Below are 25,022 nucleotides of genomic sequence, written 5' to 3'. Positions count from 1 at the left end.
TCCAAGATGGCAAAACCACTCTCAATCACCAGTAGCCTACCCACTATCAGCGTGACATGGCGCGCCTATTTTGAAATGACTAAACCTAAAGTGGTCGCACTGATGCTGCTCACTGTCTTAGTCGGCATGTGTTTGGCCGTGCCCCATGCGGTGCCCGTTCAACCTTTACTCGCTGGTATGCTTGGCATTGCCATGATGGCAGGCTCGGCGGCGGCGTTAAATCATCTGATCGATCGCCGTATCGATGGCTTAATGGCGCGCACCTACAATCGCCCGTTGCCTAAGGGACGTATTTCGGCAACCCGCGCGTTAATTTTCGCCGCTAGCTTAGGTAGCCTTGGCTTTATCGTCTTATATTCCTTAGTGAATCCACTCACGGCTTGGCTGACCTTTGCCAGCTTGATTGGTTATGCCTTGGTTTATACGGCCTATTTGAAACGCGCGACATCACAAAATATTGTGATCGGCGGCCTTGCGGGAGCCATGCCACCCTTGCTGGGATGGACAGCAGTGACGAACGAATTTCATGGTCATGCGCTGCTGTTAGTGATCATCATTTTTACGTGGACGCCGCCACATTTTTGGGCCCTGGCCATTCACAGACGCGCCGAATATGCCAAAGTGGATATTCCCATGCTGCCCGTTACCCACGGTGTCGAGTTTACTAAAACCTGTATTTTGCTTTACACAGTATTGCTGGCGATTGCTTGCCTATTACCTGTGCTGGTTGGCATGTGTGGGCCTGTATATTTCGTCTGCTCGAGTTTGCTCAGCACCGGATTTATCTATAAAGCATGGCAACTTAAATATCGGGATCATGATGGCTTAGCGATGCAAGTGTTCCGCTTCTCTATCTATCATTTGATGTTGTTATTCATGGCATTACTGCTCGACCACTATTTGTGGAACTAGTGTATGCAACTCGTTTGTCGCGCTAACCTGTCGTTATGGAGCCAATAATGCAGAAAAGAATTTTAGTCATCGCCATATTATTGATCGGCCTTGGCGGCCTATTTGCGGTGAAATTTAATCCCCCGAAACCTATCGAGCTAGAGAGCGGCTTTCTATTTCCGCAGGCCTATGAATTAGCGCCCTTTGAATTGGTTGATCAACATCAGCAGGCTTTTACCAACGCCAGTTTGCAGGGAAAATGGAGCTTATTCTTTATCGGTTTTACCTTTTGCCCCGATGTTTGCCCGACGACCTTAAATAAACTCGCGGCGGCTTATCCCGATCTAAACAAAATTGCGCCATTGCAGGTGGTGTTTTTATCCGTCGACCCCAAACGGGACACACCGGATAAACTCCTGACCTATGTGAATTTTTTCAATCCAGAATTTAAAGCGGTCACGGGCGAGCAGACACAAATCTTCCCGCTCACCCGCAGCTTAGGACTGACCTATGCCATGGTCGGTGAAGGGGAAAACTACCAAGTCGACCATAGTGCGGGTTATGTGTTGGTGTCGCCGCAGGGAACGCGAGTCGCAGTGTTTAAACCTACGGCAGCGTTAGGCAAACCGCCGCAAGTGTTAAATGATGAAATGATTAGCGATTTTAGAAAAATAGTGGCGCAATACAAACCTAGTCGTTGATCACTCTTTGACCCAAGAGCCATCGTCCTTTGGCCTCACCCAAGGCTGAGAAAACCAATAGTAGCCATTGCGCGCCTTACTCGGCGCAGTGCAGTTGTAACGCGAACGACCCGCAGGTAAGGCTAAATCCGCTTGAACACTAAACTCGTTCTCACTCAACCAAGTCGGCTGTTTTGAACCTTGGCCTTGGATATAACACATCACTTGCTTAGCCGAGATATCGCTCATATCTAGGGTGACTTTAAGCTCTGGGCGCCAATAGCCACCCTTTAACTCAGGATCGCTAGGACTCTGCGCAATCACAGGCATATTTAGACTGTATAGCTTGGCCTTAAGGCTTTTTAAATCAGCATATTGTCCTGCAACAGGGAAACGCGGCAGCGCCGTTAATGGCGAATAGGGCCCAGCGGCACCCGATTGTTGCCCCAAGGCGACAAAGCCGTTCTCGGTTAACATATCCTGCAAGGCTTGATTGTACTCACCGTAGGGATAAGCCAGCATTTTGAAATTGTGCCCTGTGGCATCCAAAATGGCTTTTTCTGTGTTTAAAATATTGGCCTTTACTCGCGCTAGCCACTGCGCCTGTGATTCATTTTCTAAGGCGCGGATCAAATGTTCGTGCGCCCAACTGTGGTTAGCAATATCGGCGCCTTCCTTGGATAGCGTTATCAGCTCATCCCAAGTCATCATCTCGGTAAACTTTTGTTTAATCGGCTCAATTGCCACAAACAAGGTGTAGGGAAATCCAAATTCCTTTAGGATAGGATGCGCCGTAGTGGCTATGCTGCGATAACCATCGTCGAAGGTAATCGCGACTGTTTTCGCCGGTAAATCTTGTTTTTGCTTTATCGCTTCAACTACCTGAGAAAGCGGGATCACCTTAAAGCCATCATCGGCTAGAAACTGCATTTGCTCACGAAATTGTGCGGGCGTTACGCTTGTGGCCGCCGGAGTGGTTTCTGACACATGGTGATATTGCAGAATGACCACGGCATGGGCAGAAAACGTCATTAGCCCTATGAGTGCCAACAGCACACGTTTAACCATAATGTGAACACCTCTGAAATTAATGAATACTGCTAAATCAACTTGGCTCGACCTAATGCTTAACGGCGCGAAAAATCGTCAATTACTGGCGCTTGCCCTGCCGATGATACTCTCCAATATCACTATCCCACTTTTGGGCTTAGTCGATACGGCTGTCATAGGTCATCTGAGTGAAGCCTATTATTTAGGGGGAGTCGCTGTCGGGTCAACGATTATCACATTAATCATTTGGTTATTGGGATTTTTGCGTATGGCGACCACAGGTTTAGTCGCGCAGGCCTATGGTGCAAATGATCTTCACGCCCAGCATAAACTCTTAGTCCAAGGCGCTATGCTAGCCGTGTTATTGGGCGCTGGCGTTATCGCGCTGCAAGTCCCGATATTAAATTTAGCGCTAGGATTATCCGAAGCGAGTAGCGAAGTCGAGCGCTATTGCCGCGAGTATTTTCAGGTACGAATTTGGTCAACGCCCTTCGCCCTACTCAACCTCGTAATGCTTGGCTGGCTATTGGGACGTCAGCAACCTAAAGCCGCCATGTGGCAGCTGATATTAGCCAACCTTGCCAATATTATTCTCGATGTGGTGTTTGTCCTCGGCTTAGGCTGGGGCGTTAAAGGCGCCGCCCTCGCCTCAGTCTTTGCCGATATCACCGCTTTCTCAGTCGCACTCACTATGGTGTTACAGCAACTCAAGCGCGAAGCCGATTTTCACTTATCCCAGCTATTACCCCATGTCACCCTGACGGGGTACGGCAAATTACTGAGGCTCAACACAGATATTTTTATCCGTAGCCTCTGCCTGCAAGCGGCCTTTGCCTTTATGACTTTTCATGGTGCTGGTCTGGGTGATAATACCGTTGCCGCCAATGCCGTGTTACTGAATTTACTGCTGTTAATCTCCTATGCACTCGATGGCATTGCCTATTATGCCGAGGCAGAAGTCGGCCGAGCCTATGGCCAAAAACAGGCGGAGCAATTACGGGAAGCAGTGATCTTAGCCTGGAGCTGGTCGGCCATTACTGCGTTAGGGTTCTGCGCTGTATTCAGTCTTTTTGGCAGTAATATTATCGCGTTACTGACCAGCATTAATGAGGTCAGAGCCACAGCACAGACCTATCTTATCTGGCTGATATTTTTGCCTTTATGGTCTTTTAGCTCGTATTTATTCGACGGGGTTTATATAGGTGCCGCTAAAGGCAAAGTGATGCGCAATAGCATGATACTCGCCACCTTCGGTGCATTTTTCCCAACATGGTATTTACTGCAGCAGCTATTACTACCAGAGCAAGGCAACCATGCCCTTTGGGCCGCCATGAGTGTCTTTATGATCGCCAGAAGCCTGACGCTTGCGGGGCACTATTATCTCAGCAAAAGCTTTTTTGAATAAATAAATCTGTAAAGACAGTAGCTTACAAATCGCAGAATCACTATGATGTTGATTTTACAATTGTAACAATGATGTGATTCTATAATGAAAAGGATTTTACCGCTGCTTTTTATGTGGCTATGCAACCATGCCGTCGCCGACACAGCGCCACAATTACCCGTTGAAGCCTTTGCCAGCATCCCAGATGTGAGCTCTGTACAGCTCTCGCCTAACGGCAAAAAACTCGCATCGGTTGTACGGGTCGACCAAGCCAAACTCAAAGGTACTGTCGTTAGTATCCAAGATATAGAAACAGGCGAAAAAAGCATTCCTCTACACACAGATAATCAAAAATTTGTCATCCTGTCTCTGCAGTGGGCAAACGATAATATCTTACTGATCAGTGCTAAGTTTCCGGCTAACCGTTACGGTACACCGACAACCGAAACCCGCCTTGTTAAGTATGATTTGACCACAAAAAAGACCTCAAGTGTCATTCCGCGCAGTGTCTTAGATCGTCTCAATTGGATCCCGCAACATCAGGGGCAAATTATCGATCTTATGGCAGATGACCCCGACAATATTTTACTGTCATTAGACGGAATGGGCGAAAACGTAGGCGAAGATAGTGTACTGAAAGTCAATTTAGCGCAGGGTAAATCCAGTTACACCCAAAATGCTAAAAAGAAGATCATCAGTTGGATTACTGACAGGCAACACAAGGTCCGTATTTCTATCTATAACGATGATACTGAGTACCGCATTTATGAACAGGCCGAGCAAAAGAGAGATTCACGTTTACTTTGGACCTTTAAAGCCTTTTCAGAAGACAGTGTTTGGCCATTAGGTTTTGATGCTGACCCCAATATTCTTTACGTTCGCGCCTATCACCAAGGTTTCGAAGCCATATTTAAAGTCAATCTGACCGATCCTAAGCTCACAAAAGAGTTGGTCTACGCCAATGAAGATACTGACGTTGAAGGTAATTTACTCTATTCGAAACTGAAGAAAAAAGTGATTGGTATCAGTGAAGGTGACGGCGAAGAATACACCTTTTGGGAAAAAGAATATGTGGGCCTACAAAATGGCCTAAAAGCCGTGTTACCCAACGCACACAACTATATTACTCAGTTCAGTGCCGATGAACGCCGCTACATAGTGTATTCCACTAGCTCGACCGAGCCCGGCACTTACTATTTTGGTGATAGGGACGAAAAAACGCTTTATCCAATCGCTAACCGATACGGCAGACTTAAGAGTGAACTCCTCGCCGATACCCAATATTTAACTTATGAGGCAAGGGATAAGCTCAAAATCGATGCTTACCTAACCGTGCCAAAAGGTCTTGAAGCTAAGCAACTGCCGACGATTATTTTCCCCCATGGCGGCCCCATCAGTTACGACAGCAACGACTTCGACTACTGGGCACAGTTCTTCGCTAATCGTGGTTATGCGGTATTTCGGATGAACTTCAGGGGCTCGGCAGGTTACGGCTATGAGTTTATGAAAGCTGGCCTGAAAAGCTGGGGACTCGAAATGCAAAACGACGTCGAAGATGGAACTCGCTACTTAATAGATCAAGGGATTAGCGATCCTAAACGTATTTGTATTGTCGGGGCTAGCTATGGTGGTTACGCGGCCTTAATGGGGGCAGCCATGACTCCCGATCTCTACCGCTGCGCCGTGAGTGTAGCGGGTGTCACCGATGTGGCCTATCTAGTGAAATCGAGCCGAAGATTTACTAACTACAAAGTGGTTAAAGAGCAAATAGGGGATGACTTTGATGCGCTCTATGACCGTTCGCCGATCAGTAAAGCCGATAAAATTAACATCCCAGTATTGCTGCTACATGGCGATAAGGACAGAGTGGTGAAGGTTCAACATAGCCGAGAAATGTATGACGAACTCAAATCACTGAAAAAACCAGTGGAGTATATTGAGCTGGAAAATGGCGATCATTACTTGAGCAATAACGACAACAGACTCGCGACATTTAAAGCCTTAGATAAATTCTTAGCTGATAACCTCAACCCTAAGTTATAACTGAACAGCAGCACTTTAAGCGAATGCAAAATATAAAAAACGCGACTCAGAGGTCGCGTTTTTTATTCAGCTCAACAAACAAGATTAAGCGTAAGAATGCTCACCGTGTTGGTGATCTGTCACGTCACGTACGCCAGTCAACTCACCTGGGAACATGTCTAACAATTGTTTTTCGATACCATCCTTCAGGGTGATATCAACTTGAGAACAACCATTACACCCACCGCCGAACTGCAGTACAGCTACGCCTTCTTTGGTAATTTCAACCAGCATGATATTACCACCATGGCCAGCTAACTGAGGGTTGATTTCAGATTGGATCACGTATTCGATACGCTCGACTAAAGGTGCATCACCAGACACTTTACGCATTTTTGCGTTAGGTGCTTTGAGCGTGAGTTGTGAACCTAATTGGTCAGTCACAAAATCGATAGTGGCATCTTCAAGGAAAGGTGCACTCTTCTCATCGACCATAGCATTGAAGCCAGTGAACTCGATTTCAATATCATCACTTTCTACTGCATCCGGTGGACAATAAGACACACCACACTCGGCTTGCGAGGTTCCTGGACTGATCACAAATACGCGAATATGAGTGCCTTCAGGTTGATCTGCTAACAACTTAACAAAATGGGCTTGAGCCGCATCGGAAATGGTAATCATGAAAACCTGCTCCGTCAGGGGATACCTGAGTGTTTTAGTAAGAATTAGCCGTATGATACTCCGACTCACCTTTGCTTTGTAGTCCCTTGGGCAGCAAGTTTGTGGATTTTTGCCATAGCGATCACGATTCGACTGGGTAATTTGGGCTGTTTAAACGATATGATCTTAACGTATTAAAATCGAATAATGCCACTAAGACAGTCACTTAAGCGGACATTCCAAGGCGCTATATACATGCTTCTCATTCATTATCGAGATCATCCAACAAGCCTGGCGCCTCTGCCCTTGCCAAACACCATACCTGCACATGTACGTATCGCGCTTCGAATAAGCGGGCAATTTCAGAGACTGTGGTGCCTGTCGTGACCACATCATCCACCAGTGCAATCCGCTGGAACGCAAAATCATCCGCTAACATAAAGGCCTCGTGTAAGTTGCGTCGTCGCTGTGCACCCGAAAGTCCCGCCTGCGATCGAGTGTCTTGCTGACGCGTTAATCCCTCGCTCACTAATGGCAGTTGTAAGAGCTGTGAAAGCTCATGAGCAATTAACCACGCCTGATTAAATCCCCGTTGTTGTAAGCGTTTTGGATGCAATGGGACTGGCACTATCGCTTGCGGCAAGGTGATTAATCCTTGCTGTTCTAATAGCTTAATTCGCGCCACTAAGGCGCGGCATAGCACAGGTAAAGCGGCAAGTTGCCCCTGATATTTAATCGCGCCAATCCAAGCACCTAAACCTTGATGGTAACTGCAGGGGGCAACGACTTTACGCGGCTGACGCTTTTGGCATTCCCCGCAATAATCGACTTCTATTTGCATCGACTTACCGCAACCTAAGCAAATAGGTCCATGGTATAAGCCAGATTGAAGACAAACGGCGCAAATACCCGTCTCGGGGATAGGTATGGATTGGTGGCACAGCAGGCAACGGTTAGGTAAACTGCTCGCCAACCAGCTTGTGCCGAGTTGATAGCCTAAACGCATTATCCACCAAGCGGATGGCGGCAAAATCCTTTTGACAAAGCGCGACATACCTTCACCTAATCCATTTTTGAGGCACTCAAGTGAGCCAAGTGACATCCACAAACCAAGCAAATTTGCATATTGAAATCAGCGGCCAAGGGCCAGATCTGGTGATGCTTCACGGTTGGGGAGTCAATAGCGCTGTGTTTACGCCATTACATGAGTCACTGTCTCAGTATAGGGTGCACTATGTCGACTTGCCGGGCTTTGGCCATAGCCAAATGGTGGAGGGTGGCCTATCAACTTGGGTCGATGCCTTAGTCACCGCATTACCAGAACACGCTATTTGGGCCGGCTGGTCACTTGGTGGGCTAGTTGCGACTCAGGCAGCACTGAGTTATCCAAAAAAAATCAAAGGCTTGATCACTATCGCCTCATCCCCCTGCTTTATGGCAAGGGAAGACGAAGCATGGCCGGGTATTCCACCACAAGTTCTTAATCAATTTAGAGAACAACTCGGGCAAAATTTACCTAAAACTATAGAGAGATTTCTAGCGATTCAGGCCATGGGCAGCGAAACCGCCAAAGAAGATATCAAACGACTGCGCGATCTTGTTCTTGCGCGCCCATTACCCGATGCCAGAGCCTTAAATCAAGGTTTAAGCATGCTGACTGACATCGACCTAAGGCCGCAACTGACAGAATTGCAGCAACCTTGGCTTAGAATTTGGGGCCGACTCGATGGACTCGTCCCCAAACGCGTACAACCTAAGATGCCGATCACGCCGCAAATTGAAGATGTGATGCTAGCTAAAGCCTCCCATGCGCCGTTTATTTCCCATCAGCAGGAGTTTTTGCAGGTATTTATGCCTTGGTTAGCGTTACAGACACGCTAACGCTTTATCTTTGAGCGATTAATGGCTAGTATTTAACCATTAGTGCACCAAGGAATTTTCCATGTTAGTTGTCAGTAACTACCCCCAAGTCCCACTAGCGACCAGTAATGTCGCGACGGACTCGGCTCGGGTCGACAACCAACTAAAACCTGTGGTTATTCCCCCACAAGCTGCCACTAAAGGTCATGAAGAACGTGCCTTTAATCCGCAGAATGAACGCACAGCAGATCAAACTCAACAACAAACCAAAACGCTCGAGAATAATCAGCAACAAGTTCAAGAAAAACAGCAGCAACAGCAATCCTCGCAGCAACAAAGCCAACAACAGCAAGAGAAAAAAGCCCCCCTTGTGGTGGCCGAGCGGGCGTTACCTAAGACGCTTAAAGTTGCTGCACGCGGTCAAGCGGCGCTGCAACGTAAGGATATCCGCTTAAAGGTCAGTCAGGGTGCGGCAAATTATGCCAGCAGTAACGCCAAAGCGAATACCAGCAGTGCGGCAAGGCAATCACTCCAAGGTGAATCAACTCAATTTTATCAACAGCTTGGGCAACGCATTGGTCAGTTCTATCAACAACAGACTCAGCCAGAGCAAGAATCTATTATGTCGACGTGGATTTAACCTATTCCAATCGTATGAATCCGTTTGCGCACAAAATTAACCTGAATGATAAACAAAAATGCCGCTAAAAATAGCGGCATTTTTTATGCTGTTTAACGCTTATTTAGGCAAACGATACAGCTCTTGCTGGTAGGCCAAACTGCCCCATAATGCCCAACTTAAGGCTTTCTTCTCTAACGCTGCAGCAGCTGGCGCATAAGGCGTTAACTGCTCAGTTTTTTCGTTATATTCGAAACCTTGAGCCGCTTTTTCTGGCTGCAGGATCACTACATCTTTACCTTCCATCAGGGCAAAGTTTTTATCGTATTGCATTAACGCGCGTCCAGGCCAATCATCACTGACCTGAGTCAAATCTCGGCCCAGCATAGGATAAGAGTCTGAAATACCAATCAATGATAGAAGTGTTGGCGGTAAATCAATTTGGCTCACAATACGATGATCGCGTTTTGGCGCTAAATTATCCCCAAGGATTAAACCCGGAATACGAAAACGTGACACTGGCACCAGATCCGCGCCACCCACTCGGCTGTCATGGTCGGCAACCACGATAAAAATCGTATCTTTCCAGTAGTCCGCATTTTTCGCCAGTTTGAAAAACTCACCAATCGCATAGTCGGCATATTTCGCCGCATTATTACGGGTTTGCTTAGGTTGTTCGTACAGCTCGATACGATCATCAGGGAATTCGAATGGATCGTGGTTACTCGAGCTAAACACTAAACTAAAGAAAGGCTTACCTTCACTGTGTAGACGCTCAAACTCACTATTCGCCTTACGCATTAAGTCTTCGTCTGACGCGCCCCACGAACCCACGAAGGCCGGAGATTTATAATCTTTCTGATCTATGATGTCACTAAAGCCGTTGCCCAAAAAAAAGCTACGCATATTGTCGAAATGGCTCTCACCACCATAGATAAACTGCGTGGTATAACCATGATTTTTAAGTAATTCAGCTATGCTGAAGAAGCCAACTTGGCTCTTACCCAGTTTCACCACAGCACGGGCTGGAGTCGGGGTAAAGCCTGTTGTCACGGCTTCGATTCCGCGCACTGAACGAGTACCAGTAGCGTACAAGTTATCGAAATACCAACCTTCTTTGGATAAAGCATCGATATTCGGAGTCAGGGGTAAACCGCCTAAACTGCCCACAAAACGTGCGCCTAAACTCTCTTGCAGTAGGATCACTAAGTTCTTTGGCTTACCAGTATAACTGGCTTGGTTAAAGCTTAGCGATGGGATATCCGTAGAGGTAAATGCACTGTCAGGACGACCACTTTCCTGTCTTATGGTCGCAATAATCTCAGCATTATCTAACTTACCATACACTTTAGAAGCATCTTCTTCACTGCCCATTTGCTTGATGGCAAACACTAATGAATAGGCTGAATTGATAACTAACGAGTTAACTAATGGATCATCGGCAAAGGCCACTAGAGCAGGGTTAAGTGGCCTATGACCTAAGGTTGAACGAGCACCTAATATCGTGATAGCGATAACAATTAATGCTAATACTGGACGCCAATACCAGCGTGGAAAGCGTAAATTTTTAGTGAGCTTACCGCTTAACACCCAGCCACCCCAAAGCGTACCGATAGTTAATAGTACGGAGAAGATCAGCTCAAGTTTGCGACCCGCCCACAGCATAGAAAGCACTTCTTTCGGGTAGATCAGATATTCCACATACAAACGATTCGGGCGAATACCGTATTCTTCAATAAACGCAGGGGTCGATGCTTCTAAAAAGAGGATGATCCACAGACCGACAGTTAACCACACCCGCAAAATCGGCTGCCACAGACGGCCAATAAAATGATCACCCGAAAACAATGCGGTTCCTAAGGCAGCAATACCCCATAACCAGCACAGGGTAGCGATATCGACGCGTAAACCTTGGATTAAGAGATGCGACCAACCATCAACAGCGGCCACGCGATCGGCTTGCCACAGCCCTAAAGCGATACGGCTCGCGGTGGCAATAAAAAGCACTAATAGCGAGAAAATAAAGATGGCGCGGAAAGGCCCATGGGCATTGTTGTGCCCGCGAGGTGATAAACCAGATTGCATGTGTTACCCCAAAACGTATAAAGAGCCACTCAGCGTTGGAGTGTCAATTTGAAAAAAATCGGTGAATAAGCTGTGCTATGACAACCGATTTTGCTTAACGTTGCATTAAATGCCGACTTTATATTCCCTAAGACGATATTGATGCAACAATTTTGTGAGTAACATGTAAAAAAGTCGACTCGGACATGGCTTAAGTCCGAGTCTTAACGGTTCACGCTTACTTTTTCAGCTTAGCGAAGGCATCAGCAAAGGCATTGCCCATGGCCGCGTTCGCAGGTGCTTTAGGTGCTTGCTTTTGCGCAGGACGTGCAGCAGGTTTCGTCGACTGTGGTGCCTTACCATTATGAGCTCTGGCAGGATTATGTGGTCTTTGCTGCGATTTACTTTGATCGATAGCTTCATCCAAACGCATGCTCAAACCGATACGGCGACGCTCAACGTCCACTTCCATCACTTTGACTTTAACCACATCACCCGCCTTCACGATTGTGTGGGGATCGCTGATAAACTTGTCGGTCAGTGAAGAGATATGCACCAGTCCATCTTGATGCACGCCAATATCGACGAAGGCACCAAAGTTAGTCACGTTGGTCACTACGCCTTCGAGCACCATTTCAGGTTTTAAGTGCTTAAGTTCTTCCACACCATCTTTAAACTTGGCGGTTTTGAACTCACCACGGGGATCGCGTCCCGGCTTATCCAGCTCGGCTAAAATATCCGTCACAGTTGGTAAACCAAACTCCGTCGTAATGAACTCTTCAGGTTTGATGCTGCGCAGTAGATCTGAGTTACCCATCAGGCTCGCCAGTTCCACTTGCTTAGTCTTAGCGATAGTTTCCACTAACGAATAAGCCTCTGGATGCACAGAAGATGCATCAAGTGGATTATCACCTTCACGAATACGTAAAAAGCCCGCCGCTTGCTCATAGGCTTTAGGCCCTAAACGTGGCACTTTCAGCAGCTCTTTACGATTCTTAAACTGACCATTAGCATCGCGATAATCGACCACGTTTTTCGCTAACGTCTTGTTTAAACCCGCTACTTGCGACAACAAAGGTGCTGAGGCCATGTTGAGATCCACACCCACGCCGTTTACACAGTCTTCCACCACGGCTTCCAGCGAACCCGATAATTGGCTTTGGCTCACGTCGTGTTGGTATTGCCCCACACCGATAGACTTAGGCTCAATCTTCACCAGTTCGGCTAACGGATCTTGCAAACGACGCGCGATAGACACAGCACCACGAATCGAGACATCGAGATCAGGAAACTCCAGCGCCGCCAATTCCGATGCCGAATACACAGACGCGCCCGCTTCGCTGACCATCACTTTAGTCAACTGTGGATGGGTATCTTTCACGGCGGCAATCAGCTCAGCGGCTAGCTTGTCGGTTTCCCGTGATGCCGTACCATTACCAATCGCAATCAATTCAACCTTATGCATTTTGACTAAGTTAGCCAAAGTACGAATCGACTTTTCCCACAGATTTTGCGGTGCGTGCGGAAAAATCGTCGCATGGCACAACATCTTACCGGTGTTATCGACCACAGCCACTTTCACGCCGGTACGTAAACCTGGATCGAGTCCCATGGTGGCTTTCGCGCCCGCAGGAGCGGCCATCAATAAATCACCTAAGTTACGGGCAAAAACTTTAATGGCTTCGGCTTCGGCGCGTTCGCGCATTTGCGAAATAAACTCGGTTTCCATCTGTAGCGCAATCTTAATGCGCCATGTCGCCGTCACCACGGTTTTTAACCATTGATCAACGCTGCTATCGCCTAATTTCAGCCCTAAGTGATCACAGATAATCACTTCGCAGTAACTACCTTGGCCCGCTTCGGCGGCGGGGTCTGCATTCATAGATAAGGTTAAGAAACCTTCGTTACGGCCACGCAGCATAGCCAGCGCACGGTGTGATGGGATCTTAGCTAACTGTTCGGTATGCTCGAAATAATCACGGAATTTCGCGCCTTCTTTCTCTTTACCTGCAATTAAGCGGCTTTCTAACACACTGTTTTGGCTTAAATGCTCACGCACTTTACGCAGTAATTCAGCGTCTTCGGCGTAGCGTTCCATCAGGATATAACGCGCGCCTTCGAGCACAGCTTTAACATCGGCAAAACCCGCTTCGCTATTGATATAACCCGCCGCTGTAGTCTCGACATCTACGCTACGATCAACCAGTAAGGCATCGGCTAATGGCTCAAGCCCAGCTTCGATAGCGATTTGGCCCTTAGTGCGGCGCTTAGGTTTGAAGGGCAGGTATAAATCTTCGAGACGTGTCTTGCTGTCTGCGTCATCAATAGCCCTTTGTAATTCTGGCGTTAACTTACCCTGAGCTTGGATGCTAGACAGAATCACTTGGCGTCTGTCGTTCAGCTCACGCAGGTAACCTAAACGTGTGTACAAGGTACGCAGTTGCGTATCGTCTAATCCGCCCGTGGCTTCTTTACGATAACGGGCAACGAAGGGAACTGTCGCACCATCGTCAAGCAGAGTGATGGTTGCGGCAACTTGTTGCTCACGAACATTCAGTTCTTGAGCGATAATCTGAGCGATGTTATGTGCATTAGTTTGCATAAATAAAATGTCGTGCCTAACTGTAAAGTAAGTCGTTATTGCGCCAAAGATACCACAGGCGCCCCGTATGTTTCATGCTAAAGCCTAGGTCAAAGCAGAGTCTTTGATCTTTCCCCGTCATGCCATGGTGACCGCAGCGGTTGTCACGGCGGCAACCCTGTCGCTAATCAGCCTCGCTGGCGAGAGTGGTTTCAAAAGGAGTGTAACGGATCTGATTGATATACCACTCTTTTGGACCCGATGGCGTTTGCACTACCACCTCATCGTCCACTTGCTTGCCGATTAAGGCACGCGCCATGGGCGAGTCTATGGTGATGTAGCCCAATTTGGTATCGAGTTCATCTTTACCGACGATCCGATAACGCACGCGATCACCGGCTTCATTTTCAAGCTCAAACCAAGCACCGAAGAATATTTTACCTTCCTGCTGCGGTGAGTAATCGACGATTTTTAACTCTTCCAGCCGCTTAACTAAGTACCTGACTCGGCCGTCAATTTGTCTTAACAAACGCTTGTTGTAAGTGTAATCAGCGTTCTCACTACGGTCGCCCTGCGCCGCCGCCTCTTGGACTTTAAGGGTGATTTGCGGCCGATATTCTTTCCACAAATACTTCAATTCTTTATCTAAAGTTTGCCAACCCTGTCGGGTGATCAAATGCGCTTTCATAACTCTTTATTATCCACATGCTGAGCAAAAAACAGCGGCAATTTCACAAAATGCACGCTAAAAATCACATACAAACTCACAGGCTAAAGCCCTAGGCCTACTACTTGGTTACGTCCACTCTCTTTCGCCAAGTACAATTGCTGGTCCGCTGTTTCGATCAGTGTTTGCCAAGTCAAATCACTTTTGGGCAGCACGCTCGCAACACCCGCACTAATCGTCACTTCTTGGAAGCTCGACTCGAGATGTTCAAGATGCAAAGCTTGTACTGCATTCACTATTTTCTGTGCAGTATGAATGGCACCGGCAAGCTTGGTTTCTGGCAGAATACAAATAAACTCCTCCCCGCCATAACGTGCAACAAAGTCAGTCGCGCGCTGCAGAGCATCACTAATGGCTTTTGCAACTTGTCGCAAACATTGGTCGCCTTCCTGATGACCATAACGATCATTAAAACGTTTAAAAAAATCCACATCTAGCATCACCACAGATAAGGCTAACTCGTTGCGGCAGCAATGTTTCCATATTTCAGGAAGTCGCTGCTCAAACTGACGTCGATTGGCGACGCCCGTTAAACTGTCAAGCAGCGCGATAGAGTGCAACAGATCGGATTGTCGCTTGAGGGTAAACTGATTCTTTACCCGCGCAGTGGTGATAATTGGATTGATAGGTTTATGGATAAAATCGACTGCACCCAGCTGAAAACCTTTAACCTCTTGCACCTCATCAAAATGAGCCGTGACAAAAATAACTCCAATAGTCGCGGTTTCAGGATCGGCTTTAAGATGTTGGCAAACGTCAAAACCCGACATACCAGGCATTTCAATGTCTAACAGCACTAAATCTGGCTGTACCTTCTGGCATATGGCTATCGCCTGCTCACCATTGGTCGCCATAAACAACTCATACTCTTCATTGAAGAGTTGATGCAGTATTTTGATATTGAGCGGCTGATCATCAACGATGAGGATCTTACCTTTCTCACTTTGGGGCCGAGCAATTAATTCTGCAAGATGCATTACGCCTCCTCCAACATGATAATCCGTAGCGTATCTAATGCCTGATTAAAATCGAGCGCTTGCACTTGCCCATGCAATATGGACCATTGTGGATGGCCTGACAGCAATTCAGCTAACTGGTCAGTTAAGGCCATAGCTTCTAAATTGTTCTCTTTTAATAGGTTCATTAGGGTATTAAGGTCCGTCTTAACACTTTGCACCGATACCGAAGAATACACGGCTTTTTCTACATTATCGCTAATAACTGCATTAAATTCTTCCACCTCAAAGTAGGTTGAAAGCTGCTGACTACTCTGATTAATGAGTTCCTCTAACATATCCGTCCAGCGCTTAATATCAATCAGTTCAGGACATTCTTGCTTAAACTGTTTCTCTAAGTAAGCCGCATGCGCAGCTAAACGCCGAGCACCAAAATTACTGGCAATGCCTTTAATACCATGGCTAATCGCCGCCGCCGTTGAGTGATCAAATATCTTAGTCGACTGCTTAAAGAGCGCGAGTTGCTTCATCATTTCAGGCGCAAAACTTTTGGCCATTTTTTGGAAGAAAGACTGATTACCCCCAAAACGACGCAGGATCAGGCGAATATCATCGAGTAATTGCTCATCACTCTGCTCCTGCGTCGCTTCAGGCCAGTGCCCTTCAAATTCAGCAGAGGTCATATCCTCACGGCCAACTAAGCGCAAAATACTCGGTAGTAATAATGGCATATCGATGGGTTTGCCAACATGGTCATTCATACCCGCATTGAGACACTCTTGCCTATCGGACTGTGAAGCATTAGCTGTCATCGCAAGTATCGGTAATGCTGCAAAACGTCCATCAGCGCGGATACGTCGAGTCGCCTCCAATCCATCCATATCGGGCATTTGCATGTCCATGATGACAATATCGAATAAGTCACCACTCTCGAGCACCAAGGAAACACCTTCCATGCCGCCATCTGCCAATACGACATTCGCGCCCTCATAACTCAATAGCTCATCGATAACTTGTCGATTGAGTTGATTATCTTCCACCACTAATATGGTTAGCCCTGCTAAAAATCGCTGTGAACGCGGCTGAGGGTGCGCCTCCATTGTCTTACCTTCGATGGCATTCAACACAGCTTCTGCCAAGATCTGCGATGTCACAGGTTTAGTGAGGAAATTAACGAAAGGGACATGTCTAATCTGCTGACTCTCGGCAATCACTTCATGACCGTAAGCCGTTAACATCACTACCAGCGGAGTCCGGTTATTCGCGTCTGAGTTACGCAGCATTTCGGCGGTTTGTAACCCATCAAGGTCTGGCATACGCCAATCCATCAACACCACATCAAACGGTGTCGATTTTTCATGGGATTGTTTAACCTTCGCGAGAGCCGCATATCCACCTAAGGCAGTTTCAACCTCACACCCAAATCCGGTCAAAATTTTCTCTAAAATCTCCGTCGTCAATTCATTATCATCAACCACTAACACACGGTATCCGCTAAGGTCTGTATGCCGAGTTTCTTCGACTTGTATGATAGGAAACGTCATATCAAACCAGAAACGGCTTCCAACACCCACCTTGCTGGTCACCTGTAACTCACTGCCCATAAGGCCGATCAGCCTTTTGCTTATTGCTAGCCCGAGCCCTGTGCCCCCAAAACGGCGTGATGTTGAGGATTCTGCCTGTTCAAATCCGGTAAAAATCCGCTCAATCTGCTCGTCACTGATACCAATACCCGTATCGGTAATTGAAATTTGTACTGTGACTGTATCAGCCTCATGTCGTAAACATTCAATGCCGACAATCACTTGACCGTGGTGAGTGAATTTAAGGGCATTACCTGCGAGGTTAACGAGGATCTGTTGCAATCTAAGTTGATCTGCTAATAACCAAGGAGGTAAAGCCGTGTCGAGATCAAACATCACCTCGACATCTTTATCACCATGGTTACCCGACAGTACAACGGCAAGGTCCCGCATCAGCAATTCAATCGAACAAGGATGAAGATCGAGTACTAACTTGCCTGCATCAATTTTAGAAAAGTCGAGAATGTCGTTCAGTAGTCCTAATAAGGACTTAGCAGCCGTTTGAGTTTTATTAACATAATCTTGCTGCTGCCTAGACAAAGAGGTGTATTGAATTAATTGCAGCATGCCTAATACAGCATTCATTGGAGTGCGAATTTCATGGCTCATATTGGCTAAAAATGCAGACTTAGCCGCACTCGCCGTATCGGCCTCCTGCTTAGCCTCGCGCAAGCTTTCTTCCAATTGTTGCTGTTCAGTGATATCTAAATTAATCCCAATCACTCTAATAGCATGACCCTGTTTATCGCGCTCTACTTGGGCGGCTGCCTGAACGTAGCGAATCGAGCCATCTGTCCTTACCACCCTAAAAATAGGGTCATATTGCGCCGTTCCTTCCACAGCGCCTTTCAATTTAGCATCAGCAAAAGCAATATCGTCAGGATGGACCCGCATCGACCAGTGCTCATAGGTTAATCCTTGTTCCCGAAGACTTTCAGGCTGATCGTAAATCGCAAACATACGTTCATTCCATTCAAGCGAATTACCGAGCAGATTCCAAGTCCAGATACCTAATTGAGCCACTTCGGCTGCCTTACTTAAATGGTTACTGGCCGTCATCAGTGCTTGTTGCTGCAGTAACATCAGTGAAATATCGACGCCAATGCCTAAATAACCAATAATCTCGCCAACACTGTCACGCATAGCAGTGACAGAAAGTGACACTTGGAACTGACTGCCGTCTTTACGCACATAGGTCCAATTGCGGGTTTCCGAACCTTCGGCTCTTGCCTTATAGATGAAAACATCAAAGCCTTGAATGTCTTTACCATATTCAGCGGATAACTCTGCAGATCTTATCATCGCCTCCTCGAGCAAATGCAGAGGCGCAGGGGTAGATTGGCCTATCATTTCCTCGGCTGAATAACCAAGTAAGCGCTCTGCTCCACGGTTAAAAATGGTGATATTCCCTTGCACATCAGTGGCTATAATGGACATTTCAGAGGCGGCATCGAGCACGTTAGTCAGTAATGACCCTAAGTTATTTTTCTCAATCTGTGTCAACTTACGGTCGGTAATATCAATCCTTAATGCCACAAAACGTTCAATTTTACCGTATTCATCAAATACTGGACCAATCACAGTATCGAACCATTTCAACGTTTGATGCTTATCAAGGTTGCAGATTTCACCGTGCCAAGACTGTCCCGAGTTTATCTGTTGCCACATAGATCGCCAGAAAGACACATCATGTTCACCCGACTTGAGTATTGCATGGGTTTTCCCCACAAGTTGCTCACGCGAATAGCCACTAATGCGGCAAAAGTTATCATTCACCTCTAAGATGACGCCATTGGGGTCAGTAACGGAATAGAGTAGCTGTTGATTAATAGTGTCGAGCAAGGTTTGGTTTTCGAGTAACGCCTGCTGCAACGCATGGGTACGCTTGGTGACTTGCCGTTCGAGACTTGCATTCAAGCTTAAAATATGTCGTTCAGCTTCAAGCTGCGCTGTAATATCGCGGATCGTTTGGCTCATGCCAGCTATCTTGCCGTGCTCGTCGTAAATAGGTACGGCTGTAGTCGAGGTTGATAAATGGCTACCATCCTGCCGTTGGTGGCTAGTTATCCGATTTAAAGAGGTTTTCCCCGCTAACACTTCGGCGAATAATGCTCTTTCTTCCTGCACTATGCTGGCAGGAACAATCAATTTACAACACGACTGGCCAAGAGCGTGCGCTTCGGTATAGCCAAATAACTGCTCGGCACCTTGGTTCCAACTGGTAATTTGGCCCCTAGTGTCATAACTGATAATGCCATCGAGAGAATGCTCCAGCATGCTGGCGCGCCTAGCCTGTTCAAGCAGCACCTGCTGCTTACGCTGCAAACTGATGGACCACATGGCAATTAACGCAGCTAAAAGCAGGCTAAACAAACTGCCACTCAACAGCACTAAACTGGGTTGATTAAGATGCAATGACTTAATAAAGGATGGATAAGCGATAACTTCTATCTGCCATTTACGACCAAAAATGTCTTTCGTCATTTTATGGCGATATGCAGATAGTGGAGACGCCTCATCAGGGTGTGTTTCAAAAAAACTGATGGGACGCTCAGCTTGGGTGATATCGCTAAGCAACAGCTTAGTCATCTTCTGATTCAACGCTAACCCCATTAGAACTTCGTTCGTCACTAAGGGGGCATAACTCCAACCATACCCGGCTGACAGTCTATCCTGTTGTGTTTTAGGTACTAAACCCGTGCGATAAATAGGCTGCAGAATTAAGAATGATTGTAGCGGCCTACCCGTAGCCTGCACTAATGTGATGGGTGCAGATAAGCGCACTTCACCGGATAACATAGCCGCATCGGCAGCGGCTTTACGATGTGCCTCTGAGGCAATATCTAAGCCAACGGCAGCTTTATTGCGGTCTACTGGCTCAATATATTCAATAACGTATCTTTCGCCATCATGAGCGTTAAGTTGGCGAATATTAAAATCAGGCCAATCATCTTGACGAGCTCTTGCTATAAATGCCGCTTCATCGGCACTGGGTACTCGACGAATAAAGCCAAATCCACGGGCGCCGGGAAACTCATGGTCCACATCCCGCGTTAAACTATAACGATGGAAGCTAGCACGACTAATATCATGCTCACCCGCAGTGACTATCGTGCCGCGTGCACCGCGTAAACCATATTGATATAAGGTGATACGGTTAATCACGTTCTCACTGATTTGCTCCGCGTCCTCGCGCAAGGCTTGCTCAATCTTTTGGGCGTTCATGCGCCCCGTCAACCCTGTTAATAACGCGCTTAGCACCAATCCAATCAACAGGACTAATAAGCCCCATTTCGAAGCATTTTTATAACTCATGGACAAGTGCATAAACGCCTAATAATTTTTAATCAGAGAGTTATGATTTTGGACTAATAAAAATTCTTTTGCCACTCAGCGAGTGGCAACAAACGATAAATGCGCCAAAAGTTGCTGATGCCCATTTAGTTACAATTTCAGCTATAGCGTGAATAAACGCGAGTATTCCCATGCAATTTCATTTGCTTAGTATTAACATTGGGCAATCAATATCAGCATTTATCGCATTCAAGTTACTAAGGTGAGCTAGTCGCCTTGGTTGAATGCGGCTATATTAGGCAGATTCGTTTTCAATTTCAGCCAGTTGGTTAATCTTAACTGTTTCTCGTCAGTAGAATAAGCACCAATCTGAGCAATTAAAGGACATCCCATGGGACAAGAAACCTCGAAAATCCTCGTCGTCGATGATGATATGCGCCTGCGAGCGTTACTCGAGCGTTACCTGATGGAGCAAGGTTATCAGGTGCGCAGCGCGGCCAATGCCGAGCAGATGGACCGCCTATTAGAACGCGAAAACTTCCATTTACTCGTGCTCGACTTGATGTTACCCGGTGAAGATGGCCTATCTATCTGCCGCCGTTTGCGCCAGCAAGGTAATCCTATTCCGATCGTGATGCTGACGGCCAAGGGCGATGAAGTCGACCGTATTATTGGCCTAGAGTTAGGCGCCGACGATTATCTGCCAAAACCTTTCAATCCACGGGAATTACTCGCACGGATCAAAGCCGTGATGCGTCGCCAAACCCAAGATGTGCCCGGTGCGCCAGCCCAGCAGGAAGCGCAGATCAGCTTCGGTGAGTTTTCGCTGGATTTAGCCACCCGTGAGATGTACCACGGCGACGAATCGATTGCGCTCACCAGCGGTGAGTTTGCCGTGCTTAAAGTGCTAGTTACCCATCCACGCGAGCCCTTGTCTCGGGATAAATTGATGAACCTCGCCCGTGGCCGCGATTATTCGGCGCTAGAACGCTCCATCGACGTGCAAGTGTCACGTCTGCGGCGTTTAATCGAAAAAGACCCTGCGAATCCGCGCTACATTCAAACTGTGTGGGGATTAGGTTATGTGTTTGTGCCCGATGGCGCAGCGCGTCGATGAGCCGCGTTGCCATCTTAATCTGCTGCGGTTATTGAGCCCCCGATGAAAGCTAAGTTTTGGTGGCGGTTTGTCCCTCGCAGCGCGTTTAGTCAAACCGTGATGCTGATTGGTTGTCTATTACTGATCAATCAGCTGGTGTCTTACGTCACGGTTGCCGTCTATGTGCTTAAGCCAAGCTACCAACAAATCAATCAGTTAATCGCTCGCCAAGTCAAATTACTGTTTGTCGATGGCATAGATATTGGCCGCGAACACTTAACCATAGTCGATGCCCTCAATGCCAAAGTCCACGACGATGGCATGAAAATCTACAATCAACAACAAGCGCGTGAAGCTGGTATTGAGCAAGCGACCTACTATGGTTTCTGGTCGGCGCAGATGTCGGAATATCTCGGCGGCGACGCCGAAGTGCGCGTCACCCACGGCAGCGTATTGCAGATTTGGATCCGCCCACCACAGGCGCCCTCGATTTGGATAAAAGTGCCGCTTATTGGCCAAAATGTTTCAGATCTTTCGCCGCTCACGCTCTATTTAATGGTCATAGGCGCCCTCAGCGTCGCCGGGGGGTGGTGGTTTGCCCGCCAACAAAACCGCCCACTTAGACGACTACAAAAAGCCGCGATTGCCGTTTCCCGCGGTGAATTCCCCGACCCCTTGCCGCTTAATGGTTCGAGTGAAATTGTCGAAGTGACCAATGCCTTCAACCAGATGGCGCACAGCATGAAACAACTGGAGCAGGACAGAGCGCTATTGATGGCGGGGATTTCCCACGACTTGCGCACGCCGCTCACCCGTATTCGTCTCGCTTCTGAGATGATGGTTGAGGAAGATCAATATCTTAAAGATGGCATAGTCAACGATATCGAAGATATGGACGCCATCATCAGCCAGTTTATTGCGTATATTCGCCAAGATCAGGAAACCAGCCGTGAGCTAGGGCAAATCAATAAACTCATTCACGATGTCGCTCAAGCAGAAGCCAATCGCGCCGGTGAAATAGAAGTGGTGTTAACTGACTGCCCCGAAGCTCAATTCCAAGCGATTGCCATTAAGCGGGTACTGAGCAACTTAGTCGAAAATGCCTTTCGCTATGGTTCTGGCTGGATCCGCATTAGCTCGCAGTTCGATGGCAAACGTATCGGTTTTAGTGTTGAAGATAATGGTCCAGGAATCGACGAGTCACAAATCACCAAACTATTTCAACCCTTTACCCAAGGTGATATCGCCCGAGGCAGTGTCGGCTCAGGCCTAGGTCTCGCCATCATCAAACGGATTATCGATAGACACCAAGGGCAAGTCACCCTCTCCAACCGCGCCGAAGGCGGTTTAAGAGCCCAAGTGTGGCTGCCGCTGGAATAGCGCGAGATCACATATCGGCAAATCAAATGACAACGCTGACATTCATGTGGGCGCTTGTCATATTAATGTCACGCTAAATTCATAAACTCAGAACAGTTAACTGGCTCTGACAATTATGAAGATTGCAAAATGAAAATTTCAACGCTGTCGCTCTCTGCTTCTGCCCTGTTGTTATTGCTCGCGGGATTATTAGCGGCCGTAGTGCTGTGGAGTAGTGATCAGCGACAAAATATAGAACAACAAACACTCACACTGCAAAGCATACAAGAAGACTTCCTCGTCGGCGTACGCCGCGATCTCGACGGCTATCTCGCCAGCGGCAACTCTAGCCAACTTGAACAAGCTAAAACTAAAATCAGCGCCATTAAGAACCAACTTACAGAGCTTAATCTCGCCACCATGGGCGCTACCGATAATGACTTGCAAGCAAGTCTCAGCAGCTTCATTCAAGATTTAGATACCAAGTACCGCGCCGCGGGTAAACTCGCTGGCAACCCCAGACAACTGCTGGCCCACGCCGAATCTGAAATGCTCGACTACAACCGTCGTCTGGGCAGTTATGCCGATAAAGGCTTAGCCACAAATGCAGAGATCGCCGAACGATATCTGCAATTGAGCCGCGATTTACCTTCCATCGTCTATCAACTTTCCCAGCTGACCGATGGCTACCTCATCGGCAAAAATCAGCAACTCAAGGGCATTTTAGACAGCACCAGCAAAGAGCTCAATACGTGGCACGACGCACTCAGCGCACTGCCGTTAATCGGTGTATATGAGCAGCAAGAAGCCGATGAATTTGCCCTCGGTGCCAGCGAACCGGAACAGGTTGAAGTCGGCGAAAGTGACCGTAGTGAACTGCTGAGTCTCGCCAATCGATACAATAAAGAAGTTGCTAATACCCACCAATTGCTGCAAGCCAACCAAGAGATGCAAGACCAACTCATTCAAGCGATTAGCAATGTGGAACAACAGCTTATTGGCTTAGGTGAGGCTCAAGCAGCAAAGAATCAACAGCTGAAATATGAGCTACAACTGATCCTCTACACTATGGTTTCGATCATGGCCTTGTTTGCTATAGGTTATTTAATCCTGCAGCAAAACCGCGTCGTCAAACCGTTAAAACGTCTCAACCAAGCCTTTATGAAATTAAGCGAATCGAACAGCCGCGAGCGTTTAGACATTAATCGTCGCTGCGAGACTGGCCAAATCGCAGGTCATTTCAACCAGTTGCTGCAAAGGTTTGAACAGGAAGATGAGGCACAACGCCAGCAAATCACTAAGGTTTCTCAATCATTAAGCCAACTGGTTGCGCGAATTACTCAGCTGTCGCAGCACACAGAGCACACCCAAACGATTGTGGCCGATACGCAAACACAGACCGAACATATCCGTAGCCTCGCCAATGAGGTGAGCCACACTTCGGCACTCGTGGAAGACAGCGCCGCCGAAACAATGCGCCAAATGCAGTCGAGCCAAACCGAAGCAGAAGCAGTGCTGAGCGCAACTGAGCAGACACAAACCGCCGTTGGTCTTTGCCATGCTTCCCTCGAAAGTCTGAATAACTCAGTGACGGACGTATCGAAAATCATTGATGTGATTGGCAATATCGCCGAACAAACTAACTTACTTGCCCTCAATGCCGCCATTGAAGCTGCGCGGGCGGGTGAGCAAGGTCGCGGCTTTGCCGTGGTCGCCGATGAAGTGCGAAATTTAAGTCAGCGCACCCAAGTGTCCTTAAACGAAATCGTGAAGATTCTGCAGCAACTGACCCAATCGAATCATGCCCTCAGTGAGAGTGTCGATGGCATAGCACAGGCCACCAGCAGTCAAAAACTGCGCGCTCAAAGCCTATGGCAAGTGGCACAAACGGTGCAAAATCAAGCGAGCGACATGGCCAATACCGCTAAACAAGGTTCGCTCAATGCCAAGGAGCAAGTCGATTATCTCGATCAATTTGTGCGCACTATGGATAGCTTAAAAGAACAGGCACAAACCAGTTCACAACAGAGTGAAGTCATCGCCCAAGAAGTGCAGCAGAGCGTCGAGGATATTGAGACCAGTTTAGGCATTGCCGATGCTGGTAACTTACCGCCACAGTCGCGGGCCGCTTAACCCGCTAAAATACCAATAAAAATGGGAGCCTAAGCTCCCATTTATTTTGATGTCCGATTA

The 25,022-nt window shown here is 47.5% G+C and carries 17 protein-coding genes; 9 read left to right on the top strand and 8 right to left on the bottom strand.

Annotated features, from left to right (window positions below):
• Positions 1-6: 6 nt before the first annotated feature.
• Together cyoE and Q4Q50_RS03430 are read left to right on the top strand one after the other, a co-directional pair.
• The gene (cyoE, locus tag Q4Q50_RS03435; RefSeq protein ID WP_311898390.1) at positions 7-912 is read left to right on the top strand and encodes a heme o synthase; all 906 of its coding nucleotides are present in this window, start codon (positions 7-9) and stop codon (positions 910-912) included.
• A 47-nt stretch (positions 913-959) separates the two neighbouring features.
• Positions 960-1,592: an SCO family protein gene (locus Q4Q50_RS03430; RefSeq protein ID WP_006084621.1), complete on the top strand. Its 633-nt coding sequence runs from the start codon at positions 960-962 to the stop codon at positions 1,590-1,592.
• On the opposite strand, the gene Q4Q50_RS03425 is transcribed toward Q4Q50_RS03430, so the two are convergent.
• Positions 1,593-2,639 carry a polysaccharide deacetylase family protein gene (locus tag Q4Q50_RS03425; RefSeq protein ID WP_311898388.1) on the bottom strand — a complete coding sequence of 349 codons (1,047 nt, stop codon included), beginning with the start codon at positions 2,637-2,639 and terminating at the stop codon, positions 1,593-1,595.
• Between the two features lie 22 nt (positions 2,640-2,661).
• Between Q4Q50_RS03425 and Q4Q50_RS03420 the strand changes: the two genes are divergently transcribed.
• Positions 2,662-4,026: an MATE family efflux transporter gene (locus Q4Q50_RS03420; RefSeq protein ID WP_107402930.1), complete on the top strand. Its 1,365-nt coding sequence runs from the start codon at positions 2,662-2,664 to the stop codon at positions 4,024-4,026.
• 84 nt (positions 4,027-4,110) lie between these two features.
• A complete protein-coding gene (locus Q4Q50_RS03415) occupies positions 4,111-6,048 on the top strand; it encodes an alpha/beta hydrolase family protein (protein ID WP_311898385.1) in 1,938 nt (645 codons plus the stop codon).
• Positions 6,049-6,132: 84 nt separating this feature from the next.
• Here Q4Q50_RS03415 and nfuA read toward each other — a convergent pair whose 3' ends face one another.
• A complete protein-coding gene (nfuA, locus tag Q4Q50_RS03410) occupies positions 6,133-6,711 on the bottom strand; it encodes a Fe-S biogenesis protein NfuA (protein WP_006079591.1) in 579 nt (192 codons plus the stop codon).
• 241 nt (positions 6,712-6,952) lie between these two features.
• Positions 6,953-7,744 carry a ComFC family protein gene (locus Q4Q50_RS03405; RefSeq protein WP_311898383.1) on the bottom strand — a complete coding sequence of 264 codons (792 nt, stop codon included), beginning with the start codon at positions 7,742-7,744 and terminating at the stop codon, positions 6,953-6,955.
• A gap of 32 nt (positions 7,745-7,776) precedes the next feature.
• Here Q4Q50_RS03405 and bioH point away from each other — a divergent pair, with 32 nt between their 5' ends.
• Together bioH and Q4Q50_RS03395 are read left to right on the top strand one after the other, a co-directional pair.
• Positions 7,777-8,571 (top strand): pimeloyl-ACP methyl ester esterase BioH, encoded by a 795-nt coding sequence (bioH, locus tag Q4Q50_RS03400; protein WP_311898382.1) that lies wholly within the window; start codon positions 7,777-7,779, stop codon positions 8,569-8,571.
• A gap of 61 nt (positions 8,572-8,632) precedes the next feature.
• Positions 8,633-9,190, top strand: coding sequence for a hypothetical protein (locus Q4Q50_RS03395; protein WP_311898380.1), 558 nt, complete (start codon positions 8,633-8,635; stop codon positions 9,188-9,190).
• Positions 9,191-9,289: 99 nt separating this feature from the next.
• Here the strand turns inward: Q4Q50_RS03395 and Q4Q50_RS03390 are convergent, their stop codons facing one another.
• From Q4Q50_RS03390 to Q4Q50_RS03370, 5 genes are all read right to left on the bottom strand, one after another.
• Positions 9,290-11,254 (bottom strand): LTA synthase family protein, encoded by a 1,965-nt coding sequence (locus tag Q4Q50_RS03390; RefSeq protein WP_063882498.1) that lies wholly within the window; start codon positions 11,252-11,254, stop codon positions 9,290-9,292.
• A gap of 217 nt (positions 11,255-11,471) precedes the next feature.
• Entirely contained in the window at positions 11,472-13,835 is a 2,364-nt protein-coding gene (locus Q4Q50_RS03385) for a Tex family protein (protein ID WP_311898377.1), read from the bottom strand.
• A gap of 163 nt (positions 13,836-13,998) precedes the next feature.
• Positions 13,999-14,502, bottom strand: a complete 504-nt coding sequence (gene greB, locus Q4Q50_RS03380) for a transcription elongation factor GreB (protein WP_006079584.1) — start codon at positions 14,500-14,502, stop codon at positions 13,999-14,001.
• 83 nt (positions 14,503-14,585) lie between these two features.
• Positions 14,586-15,518 (bottom strand): diguanylate cyclase, encoded by a 933-nt coding sequence (locus tag Q4Q50_RS03375; protein WP_259574041.1) that lies wholly within the window; start codon positions 15,516-15,518, stop codon positions 14,586-14,588.
• The gene (locus Q4Q50_RS03370) at positions 15,518-20,407 is read right to left on the bottom strand and encodes a PAS domain S-box protein (RefSeq protein WP_311898375.1); all 4,890 of its coding nucleotides are present in this window, start codon (positions 20,405-20,407) and stop codon (positions 15,518-15,520) included. Before Q4Q50_RS03370 ends, Q4Q50_RS03375 begins: the two co-directional genes overlap by 1 nt.
• Positions 20,408-20,765: 358 nt before the next feature.
• Between Q4Q50_RS03370 and ompR the strand changes: the two genes are divergently transcribed.
• The 3 genes from ompR to Q4Q50_RS03355 all read left to right on the top strand — a co-directional run bounded on the left by ompR (position 20,766) and on the right by Q4Q50_RS03355 (position 24,962).
• Positions 20,766-21,491, top strand: coding sequence for an osmolarity response regulator transcription factor OmpR (gene ompR / locus Q4Q50_RS03365; protein ID WP_006079507.1), 726 nt, complete (start codon positions 20,766-20,768; stop codon positions 21,489-21,491).
• Between the two features lie 42 nt (positions 21,492-21,533).
• Entirely contained in the window at positions 21,534-22,850 is a 1,317-nt protein-coding gene (gene envZ / locus Q4Q50_RS03360) for a two-component system sensor histidine kinase EnvZ (protein WP_311898374.1), read from the top strand.
• A gap of 129 nt (positions 22,851-22,979) precedes the next feature.
• A complete protein-coding gene (locus Q4Q50_RS03355) occupies positions 22,980-24,962 on the top strand; it encodes a methyl-accepting chemotaxis protein (protein WP_311898373.1) in 1,983 nt (660 codons plus the stop codon).
• Positions 24,963-25,022: the final 60 nt, after the last annotated feature.

Source organism: Shewanella scandinavica, from assembly GCF_031932065.1.
Lineage (GTDB): Bacteria > Pseudomonadota > Gammaproteobacteria > Enterobacterales > Shewanellaceae > Shewanella > Shewanella baltica.
The sequence above is the reverse complement of the archived record's forward strand: the minus strand, read 5'-3'. Positions and strand labels throughout refer to the sequence as shown.